The organism is Billgrantia gudaonensis (genome assembly GCF_900100195.1).
Taxonomy (GTDB): Bacteria; Pseudomonadota; Gammaproteobacteria; order Pseudomonadales; family Halomonadaceae; genus Halomonas; species Halomonas gudaonensis.
Map to the genome: position 1 here is coordinate 244,285 of NZ_FNES01000002.1, position 15,617 is coordinate 259,901.

The following is a 15,617-nucleotide window of genomic DNA, read 5'->3' on the forward strand; positions in this document are numbered from 1 at the left end:
TCTCCCCCGGTCGGGGCCGTCTATCACCTTGGGGGTAGGGCGGCGGTATATGGAGGTAACCGGGCAGTAATCGCCGTACCGATACCCCAGAATCGACGCTTAGAGACCGTGCCTGGAGCGGTGGAGAAGACCCATCGACCGCCCGGCGCCAGAGAGTGACCCAAGCAGCGGTCACGCATCTTTCGAGGAGCCTGGAGAGCGACCATGAGTCACTTCATCGATCGGCTGAACTTCTTCCGCAAGGCCCGCGAGCCCTTTGCCAACGAGCATGGCGAGGTCCGCGACGAGTCCCGCGGCTGGGAGGACGGCTACCGTCAGCGCTGGCAGCACGACAAGATCGTGCGCTCCACCCATGGCGTGAACTGTACCGGCTCGTGCAGCTGGAAGATCTACGTCAAGAATGGCCTGGTCACCTGGGAGACCCAGCAGACCGACTACCCGCGCACCCGCCCCGACCTGCCCAACCATGAGCCGCGCGGTTGTCCGCGGGGGGCCAGCTACTCCTGGTACATGTACAGCGCCAACCGCCTCAAGTACCCGCTGATCAGAAAGCCCCTGCTCAAGCTGTGGCGCGAGGCACTGGCCGAGAAGAAAGACCCGGTCGATGCCTGGGCCTCTATCGTCGAGGACCCGGCCAGAACCAAGCAGTACAAGCGCGCCCGCGGCATGGGCGGCTTCGTGCGCGCCGACTGGAACGAACTCAACGAGCTGATCGCCGCCTCCAACGTCTACACCGCCAAGCAGTACGGGCCAGACCGCATCATCGGCTTCTCGCCGATTCCCGCCATGTCGATGGTCAGCTACGCCGCCGGCAGCCGCTACCTGTCGCTGATCGGCGGCGTGTGCATGAGCTTCTACGACTGGTACTGCGACCTGCCGCCGGCCTCGCCGATGACCTGGGGCGAGCAGACCGACGTACCCGAGTCCGCCGACTGGTACAACTCCGGTTACATCATCGCCTGGGGATCCAACGTCCCTCAGACCCGTACGCCCGACGCCCACTTCTTCACCGAAGTGCGCTACAAGGGCACCAAGACCGTCTCCATCACCCCGGACTACGCCGAGGTCTCCAAGCTCACCGACGAGTGGCTGTCGGCCAAGCAGGGCACCGACGCCGCTCTGGCCATGGCCATGGGGCATGTCATCCTCAAGGAGTTCCACCTCGACAAGCCCAGCGCCTATTTCACCGACTACGTGCGGCGCTACACCGACATGCCGTTCCTGGTCGAGCTGGAAGCGCGCGAAGATGGCAGCTATGCGCCGGGTCGCCAGCTGCGCGCCAGCGACTTCGCCAAGAACATGGGGCAGGACAACAACCCCGAGTGGAAGACCGTGGCCTGGGACGAGACCCGCGATCAGCTCGTCGTGCCGCGCGGTTCCATCGGCTTCCGTTGGGGCGAAGAGGGCAAGTGGAACCTCGAACCCCGCGATGCCGACGGCAACGATATCCAGCCGCTGCTCACGCTCGCCGACAAGCATGACGAGGTGGCCCGAGTCGCCTTCCCCTACTTCGGCGGCATCGAGCACGAGCACTTCGATCACGTCAAGGGCGAGGGAGTCGGTGCCGCCGAGGGCCTGCTGTTTCACAGCCTGCCCGTCAAGCGCCTCAAGAAGGCCGATGGCAGCGAAGTGCTGACCGCCACCGTCTTCGACCTGATGTGTGCCAACTACGGCATCGACCGTGGCTTCGGCGAGGACGACGGCGCCACTTCGTATGACCAGGTCAAGCCCTACACCCCCGCGTGGCAGGAGAAGATCACCGGGGTATCCGCCGAGCAAGCCACCCGCATCGCCCGTGAGTTCGCCGACAACGCCGACAAGACTCAGGGCCGCAGCATGATCATCGTCGGTGCCGGCATGAACCACTGGTACCACATGGACATGAACTATCGTGGCCTGATCAACATGCTGGTGATGTGCGGCTGCATCGGTCAGAGCGGCGGCGGCTGGGCGCACTACGTGGGCCAGGAGAAACTGCGCCCGCAGACCGGCTGGCTGCCGCTGGCCTTCGGACTGGACTGGACCCGTCCGCCGCGCCACATGAACTCCACCTCCTTCTTCTACAACCACTCCTCGCAGTGGCGCTACGAGAAGCTCGAGATCAAGGAGATCCTCTCGCCGCTGGCCAAGGCCGAGGACTACCCGGGTAGCCTCATCGATTTCAACGTGCGCTCCGAGCGCATGGGTTGGCTGCCCTCGGCGCCGCAGCTGGGCACCAATCCGCTGCGTCTCGCCGCAGCCGCCAAGGCGGCGGGCATGGCCACCAAGGAGTACGCCGTCGAGCAGCTCAAGAAGGGCGAGCTCTCTTTCGCTGCCGAGGATCCGGACGACCCCCGGAACTTCCCGCGCAACCTCTTCGTGTGGCGCTCCAACCTGCTGGGAAGCTCCGGCAAGGGGCACGAGTACATGCTCAAGTACCTGTTGGGCACCCGTCACGGCATCCAGGGCAAGGACCTGGGCGAGGAGGGCGGCACCAAGCCCGAGGAGGTCAAGTGGCACGACGCGGCGCCGGAAGGCAAGCTCGACTTGCTGGTCACCCTCGACTTCCGCATGTCCACGACCTGCCTCTACTCGGACATCGTGCTGCCCACGGCGACCTGGTACGAGAAGGACGACCTCAACACCTCCGACATGCATCCTTTCATCCACCCGCTGACGGCGGCCACCGACCCGGCCTGGGAATCGCGCAGCGACTGGGAGATCTACAAGGGTATCGCCAAGGCCTTCTCCAAGGCCTGCGAAGGCCACCTGGGTGTGGAGACGGACCTCGTCACTCTGCCGCACCAGCACGACTCTCCCGCCGAGCTGGCCCAGCCCGAGGTCAAGGACTGGAAGAAAGGCGAGTGCGAACCGATCCCCGGCAAGACCATGCCCGCGCTGATCGAGATCGAGCGCGACTACCCGGCCACCTATGAGCGCTTCACCTCGCTCGGTCCGGCGCTGGAGAAGCTCGGCAACGGCGGCAAGGGCATCAGCTGGAACACCGACAGCGAAGTCGAGCTGCTCGGCAAGCTCAACTACCGCAAGGCCGAGGGGCCGGCCAAGGGACGCCCGTGCATCGAGAGCGCCATCGACGCCGCCGAGACGGTGCTGACCCTGGCGCCGGAGACCAACGGCCAGGTGGCGGTGAAAGCGTGGGGTGCGCTGTCCAAGATCACCGGGCGCGACCACACCCACCTGGCATCGAACAAGGAGGAGGAGAAGATCCGCTTCCGCGACATCGTCGCCCAGCCGCGCAAGATCATCTCCAGTCCGACCTGGTCCGGCCTCGAGGACGAGCACGTCTCCTACAACGCCGGCTACACCAACGTCCACGAGCTGATTCCGTGGCGCACGGTGAGCGGCCGTCAGCAGTTCTACCAGGATCACGCCTGGATGCGTGCCTTCGGCGAGAGCCTGCTGGTCTATCGCCCGCCCATCGACACCAAGGCGTACAAGGACGTGGTGTTCGTCAACGACAACGGCAATCCGTCCAAGGCGCTGAACTGGATCACCCCGCACCAGAAGTGGGGCATCCACTCCACCTACTCGGACAACCTGCTGATGCTGACGCTGAATCGCGGCGGCCCGGTGGTGTGGCTCTCCGAGGATGACGCGGCCGACATCGGCGTCGAGGACAACGACTGGATCGAGCTCTACAACGCCAACGGCGCCATCGCGGCTCGCGCGGTGGTCAGTCAGCGGGTCAAGAACGGCATGGTGATGATGTACCACGCTCAGGAGCGCAACGTGAACGTGCCGGGCTCCGAGATCACCGGCACGCGTGGCGGTATCCACAACTCCGTGACCCGAGTGTGTCCCAAGCCGACTCACATGATCGGCGGCTACGCCCAGCTCGCCTACAGCTTCAACTACTACGGAACCGTCGGCTCCAACCGCGACGAGTTCGTCCTGGTGCGCAAGATGAAGCGCGTCGACTGGCTCGATGAAGAGGGCAACGACACCGTTCAGGAGGCCGTGAAATGAAGATTCGTTCCCAGGTAGGCATGGTCCTCAACCTCGACAAGTGCATCGGCTGTCATACCTGTTCGGTGACCTGCAAGAACGTCTGGACCAGCCGCGAAGGCATGGAGTACGCCTGGTTCAACAACGTCGAGACCAAGCCCGGCGTCGGCTATCCCAAGGAGTGGGAGAACCAGAAGAAGTGGAAAGGCGGCTGGCTGCGCCGCAAGGACGGCAAGATCGAGCCGCGCATCGGCGGCAAGTGGCGGGTGCTGGCGAACATCTTCGCCAACCCCGACCTGCCCGAGATCGACGACTACTACGAGCCGTTCGACTTCGACTACCAGCACTTGCATACCGCCAAGCTGGGCAAGCACCAGCCGGTGGCGCGCCCACGCTCGTTGATTTCCGGCGAGCGCATGCAGAAGATCGAGTGGGGGCCGAACTGGGAGGAGATCCTCGGCACCGAGTTCGCCAAACGCCGCAAGGACGCCAACTTCGAGAAGGTGCAGGCCGACATCTACGGCCAGTTCGAGAACACCTTCATGATGTACCTGCCGCGCCTGTGCGAGCACTGCCTGAATCCCACCTGCGTGGCGAGCTGCCCCTCAGGCGCCATCTACAAGCGCGAGGAAGACGGCATCGTCCTGATCGACCAGGACAAGTGCCGCGGTTGGCGGATGTGCATCTCCGGCTGTCCGTACAAGAAGATCTACTACAACTGGAAGACCGGCAAGTCCGAGAAGTGCATCTTCTGCTACCCGCGCATCGAGGCTGGCATGCCTACCGTGTGCTCCGAGACCTGCGTGGGCCGCATCCGCTACCTCGGCGTGCTGCTCTACGACGCCGACCGCATCGAGGAAGTGGCGAGCTCCCCGGACGAGCGCGACCTCTACCATCGCCAGCGCGAGATCTTCCTCGACCCGAACGACCCGGAGGTGATCGCCCAGGCCAAGAAGGACGGCATCACCGACAACGTGATCAAGGCCGCCCAGGAATCGCCGGTCTACAAGCTGGCCATGGAGTGGGGCCTGGCGTTGCCGCTGCACCCCGAATATCGCACCTTGCCCATGGTGTGGTACGTGCCGCCGCTGTCGCCGATCCAGTCCGCCGCCGAGGCCGGCCAGGTCGAGTACGACGGCGTGCTGCCCAAGATCGAGTCGCTGCGCATCCCGGTGAAGTATCTGGCCAACCTGCTCACTGCCGGCGAGGAAGCGCCCGTGGTACTGGCGCTCAAGCGCCTGATGGCCATGCGTCTCTACATGCGCGGCAAGCACGTGGAAGGTCAGGCCGACGCCGGGGTGCTGGAGGAGGTCGAGCTCTCCGAGGCCCAGGTAGAGGAGATGTACCGCTACCTGGCCATCGCCAACTACGAGGATCGCTTCGTGATTCCCACCAGCCACCGCGAGATGGCCACCGAAGCCTTCCCCGAGCGCGGCGGTTGTGGCTTCAGCTTCGGCGACGGCTGCCATGGCGAGAGCAAGCCGAGCCTGTTCAACGGTCGCTCCCAGACCACCACCCTGGTCAAGCCGGTGGAAGTCTACGAACCCGAAGCCGAGGAGGCCCGTCATGGCTGAAGCCGCACTGCAAATGGCCCAGCCGGAGCCCGGCATGCGCAGCCTGCGCGTGCTGGCCCGCCTGCTGGACTACCCCACCCCCGAGCACCAGGCCGCCGCCGGTGAGATGATCGAGGTCATCGGCGCCGAGCCACGCCTGGGCGGTGAACTCAAGCGGCGCCTGATGGCGTGGTGTCAGGAGATGGCCGATGGCGATCTCCTGGAACTGCAGGCCGAATACGTGGCGCTGTTCGACAAGGGTCGCAGCACCTCGCTGCTGCTCTTCGAACACGTCCACGGCGAGTCGCGCGACCGCGGCCAGGCCATGGTCGACCTGATGAACGAATATCAGGCCGCCGGCTTCGAGCTCGACGCTCGCGAGCTGCCGGACTACCTGCCGCTGTTTCTGGAATACCTCTCCACCTGCAGCGAGGCGGAGATCGGCCGCTGGCTGGGCGAGATCCGCCATATCCTGGCGCTGCTCACCGCGCGCCTCGAGGAGCGCGAGGCCGACCAGGCGCTGGTGCCGCGGGCGCTGCTGGCGCTGATCGGCGCCGAGGCCGACGTCGAGCCGCACCGGCCCCAGGTGCGCGACGAGGCGCCGGACGACACTCCCGAGGCGCTGGATGCGGTATGGGAAGAGGAAGCCGTTCGCTTCTCCGCCGAGTCCGACCAGGACTGCGCGCTGCAGTCCGCCGAGGGACGGCGACTCGCCGAGCGCAAGAACGTCACGCACAGCGAGGCCGTGCGCATCATGTCACCGGCAGAGGCTCCCGCCCCCTCGGTCGGTCGCAGCCCGTCCGATCGATAACAGGAGAATCGCCATGTTTTCCGAATACCTCACGCACCTGCTCTACGGCTACTACCCGTATCTGGCCGGTACGGTGTTTCTGGTCGGCAGTCTGATGCGCTATGACCACGGCCAGTTTACCTGGAAGACCGGCTCCAGCCAGATGCTCTCGTCGAAGAACATGCGTCTGGCCAGCAATCTCTTCCACATCGGCATCATCGTGATCTTCTTCGGCCACCTGTTCGGGATGCTGACGCCCCACTGGGTCTATGCGCCCTTCCTGAGCGCCGGGGCCAAGCAAGTGGTAGCCATCGTGGTCGGCGGCATTGCCGGCGTGTTGTGCCTGGTGGGTGGCGCCATGCTGCTGCATCGCCGCATCACCAACCCGCGCGTGCGGGCGTCGTCCAGCGTGATGGATACCCTGATCCTCGGGCTGATCGTCTTCCAGGCGGCGCTGGGCGTGATCAGCGTGTTCTTTTCGCTGGGCCATCTGGATGGCGAGATGATGATCACCCTCGCCTCCTGGGCGCAGGCCATCGTGTTCTTCGGCGGCGGGGCGGCCGACTACATGGCCGAGGTGTCGTGGATCTACAGGCTGCATATCTTCCTCGGCCTGACCATCATCCTGCTCTTCCCGTTCACGCGACTGGTGCACGTGTGGAGCGTGCCGCTGGGCTACATCACCCGGCGTTACCAGCTGGTGCGCAAGCGGGGTTGATGTCGGCCCATTCGTCCAGGCTAGGGCGAGCGCTGATACCACCAGCGAGGGGCGTCGGGGGCAAGCCGAAGAGGAGGTCCTTCACCATGGATGGTGAAGGTAGCGCCCAGGGAAGGGTTCACAGCGCCTCCTCGCAGGCTTGTCGACGGATCAGCCCCGAGCGGTGCCGCGAGTCGCGATAGGTTGTTGATCAGGTTCCTGGAGTTGACCATGCAAATGATCGAGATCGAACAGATTCCCGGCGGGGCTGCGCCACCGCCCATCCGGGTCGGCGAGACCGCCATCGGCGAGGCGGACATCGCCCATGAAATGCAGTACCACCCGGCGTCCAGCGCCGGCGAGGCGCAGCTGCAGGCCGCGCGTGCCCTGGTGGTGCGCGAGCTGCTGCGCCGGCGCGCGGTGGAGCGGGGGCTGGTGACCGACGTCGCTGCGGACGAGGGCGACAACGAGGCCGCCATCGCTGCCCTGCTGGAGCAGGAGCTGGACGTGCCGGAACCCGCGGAGGCGGACTGCCGGCGTTTCTATGATGCCGATCCGGCGCGTTTCAGCGAACCCACTCGACTGGCGGTTCGCCACATCCTGCTGCCGGCGGCACCGGACGACGCCGAGTCTCGCGACGCTCAGTACCGCCAGGGCGTGAGCCTGCTCGAAACGCTCCAGACGGTGCCGGAGCGCTTCACCGAGTTCGCCCAGCGCTATTCCGCCTGCCCTTCGAAGGACGAGGGCGGTGAGCTGGGCTGGCTGGCGCCGGGGCAGACCGTGGCCGAGCTCGATCGCGCCCTGCACCACCTGCCGGAGGGGCTGCACGAGCGGCCGCTCGCCTCGCGCTACGGTTGGCACCTGGTCAGCGTCGATGCTCGCGTCGAGGGTCGTCAGCTGCCCTTCGAAGCGGTCGTCGAGCGGGTGCGACATACCTTGCGCGAGCAGGCCACGCGCCGGGCGTTGCGCCACTACCTGCTGGCGCTGGAAGCGGAGATCGGTGTCGAGGGGATCGAGCTCGACGACGATGCCGCCGGTTCACTGATGCAATAGGAGAGATTCCATGGCCCATGTCCACGCCGGGGCGTCTTTCGTGCCGCTCGGCATTGCCGTGCTCACCGTATCCGATACCCGTGGCTATGACCGAGACGGCAGCGGCGACCTGCTCAGCGAGCGCCTGACCGAGGCCGGCCATGCCCTGGTCGAGCGACGTATCGTGCCCGACGACGTCTACCGCATCCGCGCTGTGGTCTCCAAGTGGGTGGTGCGCGACGACATCCAGGTGATCCTGGTCAACGGCGGAACCGGCTTCACGCCCCGCGACACCACGCCCGAGGCGCTCATGCCGCTGTTCGACAAGGCCGTGGAGGGTTACGGCGAGCTGTTCCGCCACCTGTCGCTCGCCAGTGTCGGTACCTCCACCATCCAGTCCCGGGCCGTGGGTGGGGTGGCCAATCGTACCCTGATCTTCGCCATGCCCGGCTCGCCCAAGGCGTGCGCCACCGCCTGGGATGGCATCCTCGCCGAGCAGCTGGATGCGCGCACCCGACCCTGCAACTTCGTGGCCATGGTGCTGCCTGAAGCGCCGCCTTGTGCGCCACGCGAGGGGCAGTCGACGCCTGACCATGGTCAAGGAGCCCACCCATGAGCTGTGCCACGCTCGCCAAGGGACTGCTCGACCTCGACGTCGCCAGGGCGCGCCTGATTGCCGCGGCCGAGCCGCTTTCCGGCGAGGAAGTGGTTGCCGTGGAGAGGGCCCGCGGACGGGTGCTGGCCAGCGATGTCGTCGCCCACCTCGACATGCCGGGGGTCGACAACAGCGCCATGGACGGTTATGCCCTGCGCAGCGCCGAACTGGCGGCGGCCGGTGACGCGGGCTTGCCGGTGGCGCTGCGCGTGCCGGCGGGAGCGGAGGTGGCAGCACTGCCGGAAGGTGGCTGTGCGCGCATCTTCACCGGCGCGCCGGTGCCCGAAGGTGCCGACTGCGTGATCCCCCAGGAGCGGGTCACGCGTGGCGCGGCGGGGCACATCCACGTCAGCGGCGAGGCCCGAGCCGGAGCCAATGTACGGCGGCGCGGCGAGGAATATCGGGCCGGTGAGCGGCTGTTGTCGGCGGGTACCCGGCTGGATGCCGCAGCGTTGGCCATGCTGGCGAGTCAAGGCTTCGCCGAGGTTGCGGTACGTCCACGCCTCAAGGTGGCACTGCTGTCGACGGGTGACGAGCTGATCGAACTCGGTATACCCTACGAATCCGGTCGGGTATACAACAGCAACCGGGTGATGTTGCGGGCGTTGCTCGAAGCGGCGCACTGCCAGGTGGTCGACCTGGGCATCGTCGCCGACACGCCGGCGGCGCTGCACGACGCCCTGGCTACCGCCCGTGACGGCTCCGACCTGGTGCTGTGCACCGGCGGGGTCTCGGTGGGCGAGGAGGATCACGTGCGCCCGGTGCTCGAGCGCCTGGGCGGGTTGGTGTTCCACGGCGTGGCGATCAAGCCGGGCAAGCCGTTTGCCTTCGGCTACCTGGACGATGGCTCGCCCGAGGGGGTGCCGCTGATCGGCCTGCCGGGTAATCCGGTGGCCTCGCTGGTGGGCTGGCAACTGCTGGCCCTGCCTTTCGTCCACGGCTGTCAGGGGCGCGCGGTGGGGCCGCTCGAGCGGTTTCCGGTGCGCGCCGGATTCGCACGCCGCGGCGCGCCGGGTCGCACTGAGCTGGTGCGCGTGGTACTCGACTGGCAGGGCGGTCATCCGGTCGCCCATCTGGCTGGCGGGCAGGGGTCCCACATGTTGCGGGCAGCCAGCCAGGCTCATGGCTATCTGTTGATGGCTGCCGATACCGATGTGGAGGAAGGACATGAATACCCCTATCTGCCCGGCGGACAGTTCCACGACTGACCTGCTGTTCAAGCCCAAGCAGCTGCGTGAGCTGGTGCAGGGCGTGCCGTGGCTCGGTGCGCTCGATGATGCCGAAGCGGCGGCACTGCTCGAACATTCCGAGCTCAAGACGCTGAAGAATCGCGAGTGGCTGTTTCGCCAGGACGCACCGGCGCATTGGCTGTACATCGTCATCAACGGGGCGGTGCGCCTGGCGCGCAGCGCCGGCGATGGGCGACTGGCGACCATTCGCTGCGTGGAACGCGGCGGCACCCTGGGCGAGCTGAGCATGGTGTCGCGGGGCGGCATCTATCTGTATTCCGCCGAGGCGCTGCGGCGTACCCATGTGCTGGCCATCCCCGCCGAGCATTGCCGCGAGATCATGGATCGCCAGCCCGAGTGTCGCGCCGAGTTCATGAGTCGCCTGGCGCTGGAGCTCACCGAGCGCCTGGAGGACCTGGCGCTGCTCACCCAGGCCGATGCCATGTCGCGGCTGGTGAGCTACATCCTTCGCCAGCTGCCGGTGGGCCGCAGCAAGAGCCCGCGGGTGGTCCGTCTGTCGATTCCCAAGCGCTGGCTGGCGGCCCAGCTCGCCATGACGCCGGAAACCCTGTCGCGGCTGCTGGCCAAGCTGCGTGACAGCGGCGCGATCAACATCGATCGCCAGCGACTGGTGGTGCTCGACGAGCAGAAGCTGCGCGACATCATGCTCACCGACGACTGACGGCCGCGCGACTGCCGTGCCCGTTGGCGTCCGACCACGAGGAAAGGCCGCATGACTTCGACCCCGCGCGAGCCCGCCCTGATCGACGGCTTCGGCCGCACGGTGCGTTACCTGCGCCTCTCGGTCACCGACCGCTGCGATTTCCGCTGCGTCTACTGCATGGCCGAGGAGATGACCTTCCTGCCCCGCGCCCAGGTGCTCACCCTGGAGGAGATGGCCACGCTGTGCGCGGCCTTCGTCGAGCTCGGCGTGGAGAAGATCCGCCTCACCGGCGGCGAGCCTCTGGTACGCCGCGGCATCGAGACCCTGGTCGAGCGGATCGGCGCGCTGGAGGGGCTGGCCGATTTCGCCATGACCACCAACGGGGCCGGCCTGGCGAAATACGCTCGCCAGCTATACGACGGTGGCCTTCGCCGACTCAACGTCAGTCTCGATACCCTCGATCCGGCACGGTTTCGGGCGCTGACGCGCACCGGCGAACTCGGCCGGGTGATCGACGGCATCCGCGCCGCGCGGGATGCCGGCTTCGCGCGCATCAAACTCAATGCGGTGATCCTCAAGGGGCGCAACGACGACGAGATTCTCGACCTGGTCGAATTTGCGCGCACCGAGGGTGTGGACATCAGCTTCATCGAGGAGATGCCGCTGGGTCAGGGCATCGGTCACGACCGTGCCGAGACCTTCTGCGGTAGCGACGAGGTGCGCGCACGCATCGAGGTACGTCATCCCTTGGTGCCCACCACCGAGACCACCCTGGGGCCGTCGCGCTACTACCGCATGGCCGACAGCGATTCGCGGATCGGCTTCATCTCGCCTCACAGTCACGACTTCTGCGGTGCCTGCAACCGCGTGCGCGTCACCGCCGAGGGCCGATTGCTGTTGTGTCTGGGCAACGAGCACTCCGTCGACCTGCGCGCGGTGCTGCGTCGCCACCCCGGCGACAGAGAACGCCTCAAGTCGGCCATCGTCGCCGCCATGGCCAAGAAGCCCGAACGCCACCACTTCACCACCGACGGCGACGTCCAGGTCGTGCGCTTCATGAACATGACCGGCGGTTGAGCTTGCCGCCATGACGAAATTTCCCGATTCTTGTGGCTTTGCGACCTGTCGGGAGAAACCATGCTCAATCCGCGTGCCCTGGCCTATCTGGGTGAGGTGATCCGGCGCGGTTCGCTGCGCAAGGCGGCGACCCACCTGGCCATCGACGCCTCGGCGATCAGTCGTCAGTTGAAGGGGCTCGAGGAGGAGCTCGGCGTGGCGGTGGTCGAGCGTTACGGCAATGGCGTGCGCGCCACACCGGCCGGTCGCCTGCTGGTCGATCACTACCATGCCCAGCGCACCGCCGAAGAGGCGGTGCTGTCGCAGCTCATGGCCCTGCAGGGGCTGGAACGCGGCGAGGTACGCATCGCCGTGGGCGAGGGCTTCATCAGCGATCTCATCTCGGCGCCGCTGCAATCCTTCATGGCCGCCTTTCCCGGCATCGAACTCGAAGTGCTGATGGCCGGGGTCAACGAAGCCATGGCTCTGGTCAAGGAAGGGGAGGTGGAGCTGGCGCTGCTCTATGCACCGCCCGTCGATCCGTTGATCCAACCCCACGTCGAGACCCGCCAACCGCTGGATTTGATCGTCCCACCGGCGCACCCGCTGCTGACGCTCGGGCGAGCGGTCGGGCTGGGCGACCTGGCCGAATGGCCGCTGGGGCTCATGGACAACTGCTTCGGCATGCGTCAGATGGTCAACCAGGTGGCCCAGCAGGAACGGGTGCACCTGCGCGCACGGCTGCGTACCAATTCGGTGGCGGTGCTCAAGAATTTCGTGCGCTCCGGCATCGGCGTCACCTTCATGCCGGAGCTGACGGTAATGGAAGAGGTGCGCCAGGGCGACATCCGGGTACTGCCTCTATCCCATCCAGCGCTCAGTGGCGCCCGTGCCCAGATCGTCAGCCGGGCCGGGCGTGAGCTGACGGTGGCCGCCCAGGCCTGCGTCGACCATCTGCGACGCGGGATGCGCTTCCTCAATGCCGATGCGCCGCGGCTGCTGGACGAGCAAGCGTTGTCGTCAATGCAACGCTAAGCGAATTGCATCGTCAACGGATCAATGGCTAGCCTGCAAAGGGCGATATCTTCCACGGCCAGGCGCCCTGAGTGCGCCGCCCGACAACAACAAGGAGTTGCCGATGACCCGTTTCATGCCCAAGTCCCTCCCCGCTGCCTGCCTGCTCGGTGCCATGACCCTGGCCGCTCAGGCCCAGGCGGCGACCACCGTCAACCTCAGCTACAACGGCGCCCCCGATCCGGACAAGAACGCCGTTCACGTCTTCGCCACCAATCTCCAGGAGCTGGTGGCGGAGAAGACCGACGGCGAAATCGAACTCGAGCTCTATCCCAACAGCCAGCTGGGCGACGAGGAGGAGCGCATGGAGCAGACCATGAACTCCCCGAGTCTCAACGTCGCCTCCTTCGCCGGGATGTCGCCGCTGGTGCCCGAGGTCTTCGTCAGCGCGATTCCCTTCCTGTTCGAGGACTTCGAGGACGCGCGCACCTTCTTCGACGAGGGGGAGTACTGGCAGGAAGTCGAGACGGCCCTGCAGGAGCGCACCGGCATGCAGCTGCTGGCAGTGGTCGAAGAGGGCGGTTTCCTGGCCTTCACCAACGATGAGAAGCCCATTCACTCGCCGGCCGATTTCGAGGGGCTGCGCTTCCGCGCCATGGATCCCAGCCAGGTGGCGCTCTACGAGGCCTTCGGTGCCTCCGGCACGCCGATTCCCTGGACCGAGGTGTACATGGCCCTGCGCACCGGGGTCGCCGACGGCCAGATGAACCCGCCGATGTACATCATCCTCGGCAGCCTCTACGAGGTACAGGACTACCTGACGCTGGCCAACATCCAGTACTCCGATCAGTTCCTGGTCGGCAACGGCGCGATGATCGACGGCTGGGACGAGGAGACCCGCGAGGCCTTCATGGAGGCGGTCGAGGAGGCCAACGTCATGGCCCGCGAGCACAACGAGGCCAGGGTGGACGAGCGCATCGCCTACCTCGAGGAGCAGGGCATGGAGATCATCCGCCCGTCCGAGGAGAACCTCGAGGCGTTTCGCGAGCAGGGCCAGCCGGCCTACCTGGAGTGGCTCGTCGAGGAGCAGGGCATCGAACAGCGCTGGATCGACATGGCGCTGGAAGATGCCGGCATGACGCACCTCACCGAGTGATCCTGCCCGCCCGGCCGTCCGCGGCCGGGCACTTCCTGCGAAGGGACAGCTTCCCATGACGCGATTTCGTCAACGGGTGCTGGCGGTCAGTCGTCCCGTGACGCTGACCTTGGCCAGCGCCCTGCTGCTGATCAACCTGGCGGTGATCCTGTATGGCGTCTTCATGCGCTATCTGGTCGGCGGCGCGCCGATCTGGACCGACGAACTGTCGCGGTTTCTGATCATCGGCAGCGTGATGCTCGCCGCCGGCGCCGTGTGGGTGGAGGGCGGCCACATGCGCGTGGCGCTGATCGAACGGTTGTTGCCGGCACGGCTCACGCGCCTGCTACACCTCTATCAGTGGCTGCTGACCCTGCTGCTGGCGACAGCCGGTGCGCTGTTCAGCTATCGCTACGCCCTGTCGGTGGCCATGTTCACTACTTCGGGGCTGGGCATCAGCCGCACGCTTCCCATGCTGTCGCTGCCCATCGGCTTTGCGCTGCTGGCCTGGCAGGCGTTCTGGTATGGTCCCGGCCCCTTGCCGTCCCAGACGGAGGAGACTGCATGACGCTCACCATGCTCGCGGTCTTTCTCGTGCACGTGCTGCTCGGCCTGCCGCTGTTCGTGTCGTTGCTGGCCACGGCGGTGGTGGGCTTTCTGTTCGTGGATCCGGCCATGATCCCGCGCATGATGCCGCAGCAGTTCTTCGGCGGCATCAACGTCTTCTCGCTGATGGCGATACCGCTGTTCATCCTGGCCGGCAACCTGATGAACGCCAGCGGCTTGACTGACCGGCTGATGGGGCTGGCACGGCTGCTGGTCGGCCACCTGCGCGGCGGCATGGGCCACGTGAACGTGGTCTCCAGCGTGTTCTTCGCCGGGGTCAACGGCTCGGCGGTGGCGGATACCTCGGCGCTGGGGTCGTTGCTGGTGCCTTCCATGCGCAAGGCGGGTTATTCGACGGCGTTCGCCGCCGGCCTGACTGCCGGCAGTTCGCTGATCGGGCCGATCATACCGCCCAGCATCTTCATGATCCTCTACGCTTCGCTGACCAATACCTCGGTGGGCGACCTGTTCCTGGCCGGCGTGGTGCCGGGCCTGATCCTCGGCGTGGCGTTCATGGCCATGAACGCCTGGTACGCCTGGCGCCAGGGCATGGCAACCTCGGGGCGCTGGCCGCAGGCCAGCGAGCTCGGCCTGGCGGCCTTTGCTGCGCTGCCGGCGTTGGTCGCTCCGGTGATCATCGTTGCCGGCATCGTCATGGGCTTCGTCACACCCACCGAGTCCGGCGCGCTCACCGCCCTCTACGTGGCGCTGTGCGGCGTGGCGCTTGGCCAACTGCGGTTGACCGATTTCTGGGACGCCATCGTCACCACCACGCGGCTGACTGCGGCGATCTTCCTGATCATGGCGGCGGCGGCCACCATCAGCTGGTTGCTCTCCTACGCTCAGGTGCCCGAGCGCTTCGTCGAGCTGTTGGCACCCTACGTGAGCCAGCCGGTGGTGATCCTGCTGCTGCTCAGCGCCATCACCTTCGTCACCGGCATGTTCATGGAGGAGGTCTCGGCGCTGATGCTGCTCACCCCGATCTTCTCGCCGGTGGCGATGATGGCGGGAATCGATCCGGTGCACCTCGGCATCATCATCACCCTGAACATCACCATCGCGCTGATCACGCCGCCCATGGGGGCCTGCGTGTTCGTGGCCGCAGCGGTCAGCCGGCTCGAGATCACCGCGCTGTTCCGTACCATCTGGCCGTTCGTGCTGATGGCCGTGCTGGTGCTGCTGCTGCTGATCGCGTTTCCCGGCTTGACACTGTGGCTGCCGTCGGTGCTTGGCTAGCTTCA

The 15,617-nt window shown here is 66.3% G+C and carries 13 protein-coding genes; all 13 read left to right on the forward strand.

Going from position 1 to position 15,617, the window contains the following annotated elements; genetic code table 11:
• The first annotated feature begins 204 nt into the window (after positions 1–204).
• The 13 genes from BLP96_RS03245 to BLP96_RS03305 all read left to right on the forward strand — a co-directional run bounded on the left by BLP96_RS03245 (position 205) and on the right by BLP96_RS03305 (position 15,612).
• Complete coding sequence (locus tag BLP96_RS03245) at positions 205–3,966, forward strand: nitrate reductase subunit alpha (protein WP_089683020.1); 3,762 nt, start codon at positions 205–207, stop codon at positions 3,964–3,966.
• On the forward strand, positions 3,963–5,519 hold the full coding sequence (gene narH, locus BLP96_RS03250; protein WP_089683022.1) for a nitrate reductase subunit beta: 1,557 nt from the start codon (positions 3,963–3,965) through the stop codon (positions 5,517–5,519). The genes BLP96_RS03245 and narH overlap by 4 nt, the downstream gene beginning before the upstream one ends.
• Positions 5,512–6,309, forward strand: coding sequence for a nitrate reductase molybdenum cofactor assembly chaperone (gene narJ / locus BLP96_RS03255; RefSeq protein ID WP_089683024.1), 798 nt, complete (start codon positions 5,512–5,514; stop codon positions 6,307–6,309). The genes narH and narJ overlap by 8 nt, the downstream gene beginning before the upstream one ends.
• Before the next feature lie 13 nt (positions 6,310–6,322).
• Positions 6,323–7,006, forward strand: coding sequence for a respiratory nitrate reductase subunit gamma (gene narI, locus BLP96_RS03260; protein ID WP_089683026.1), 684 nt, complete (start codon positions 6,323–6,325; stop codon positions 7,004–7,006).
• A 210-nt stretch (positions 7,007–7,216) separates the two neighbouring features.
• On the forward strand, positions 7,217–8,038 hold the full coding sequence (locus BLP96_RS03265) for a peptidylprolyl isomerase (RefSeq protein ID WP_089683028.1): 822 nt from the start codon (positions 7,217–7,219) through the stop codon (positions 8,036–8,038).
• 10 nt (positions 8,039–8,048) lie between these two features.
• Positions 8,049–8,633, forward strand: a complete 585-nt coding sequence (gene moaB / locus BLP96_RS03270) for a molybdenum cofactor biosynthesis protein B (RefSeq protein ID WP_089683030.1) — start codon at positions 8,049–8,051, stop codon at positions 8,631–8,633.
• Positions 8,630–9,880 (forward strand): molybdopterin molybdotransferase MoeA, encoded by a 1,251-nt coding sequence (locus BLP96_RS03275; RefSeq protein ID WP_089683032.1) that lies wholly within the window; start codon positions 8,630–8,632, stop codon positions 9,878–9,880. The genes moaB and BLP96_RS03275 overlap by 4 nt, the downstream gene beginning before the upstream one ends.
• Positions 9,840–10,583 (forward strand): Crp/Fnr family transcriptional regulator, encoded by a 744-nt coding sequence (locus BLP96_RS03280; RefSeq protein WP_089683034.1) that lies wholly within the window; start codon positions 9,840–9,842, stop codon positions 10,581–10,583. Before BLP96_RS03275 ends, BLP96_RS03280 begins: the two co-directional genes overlap by 41 nt.
• 51 nt (positions 10,584–10,634) lie before the next feature.
• Positions 10,635–11,642, forward strand: coding sequence for a GTP 3',8-cyclase MoaA (gene moaA, locus BLP96_RS03285; protein WP_089683036.1), 1,008 nt, complete (start codon positions 10,635–10,637; stop codon positions 11,640–11,642).
• A 60-nt stretch (positions 11,643–11,702) separates the two neighbouring features.
• On the forward strand, positions 11,703–12,656 hold the full coding sequence (locus BLP96_RS03290; protein ID WP_089683038.1) for a LysR family transcriptional regulator: 954 nt from the start codon (positions 11,703–11,705) through the stop codon (positions 12,654–12,656).
• A 103-nt stretch (positions 12,657–12,759) separates the two neighbouring features.
• Entirely contained in the window at positions 12,760–13,791 is a 1,032-nt protein-coding gene (locus tag BLP96_RS03295) for a TRAP transporter substrate-binding protein (protein ID WP_089683040.1), read from the forward strand.
• A gap of 55 nt (positions 13,792–13,846) precedes the next feature.
• Complete coding sequence (locus tag BLP96_RS03300; RefSeq protein ID WP_089683041.1) at positions 13,847–14,338, forward strand: TRAP transporter small permease; 492 nt, start codon at positions 13,847–13,849, stop codon at positions 14,336–14,338.
• Complete coding sequence (locus BLP96_RS03305) at positions 14,335–15,612, forward strand: TRAP transporter large permease (protein ID WP_089683043.1); 1,278 nt, start codon at positions 14,335–14,337, stop codon at positions 15,610–15,612. The genes BLP96_RS03300 and BLP96_RS03305 overlap by 4 nt, the downstream gene beginning before the upstream one ends.
• Positions 15,613–15,617: the final 5 nt, after the last annotated feature.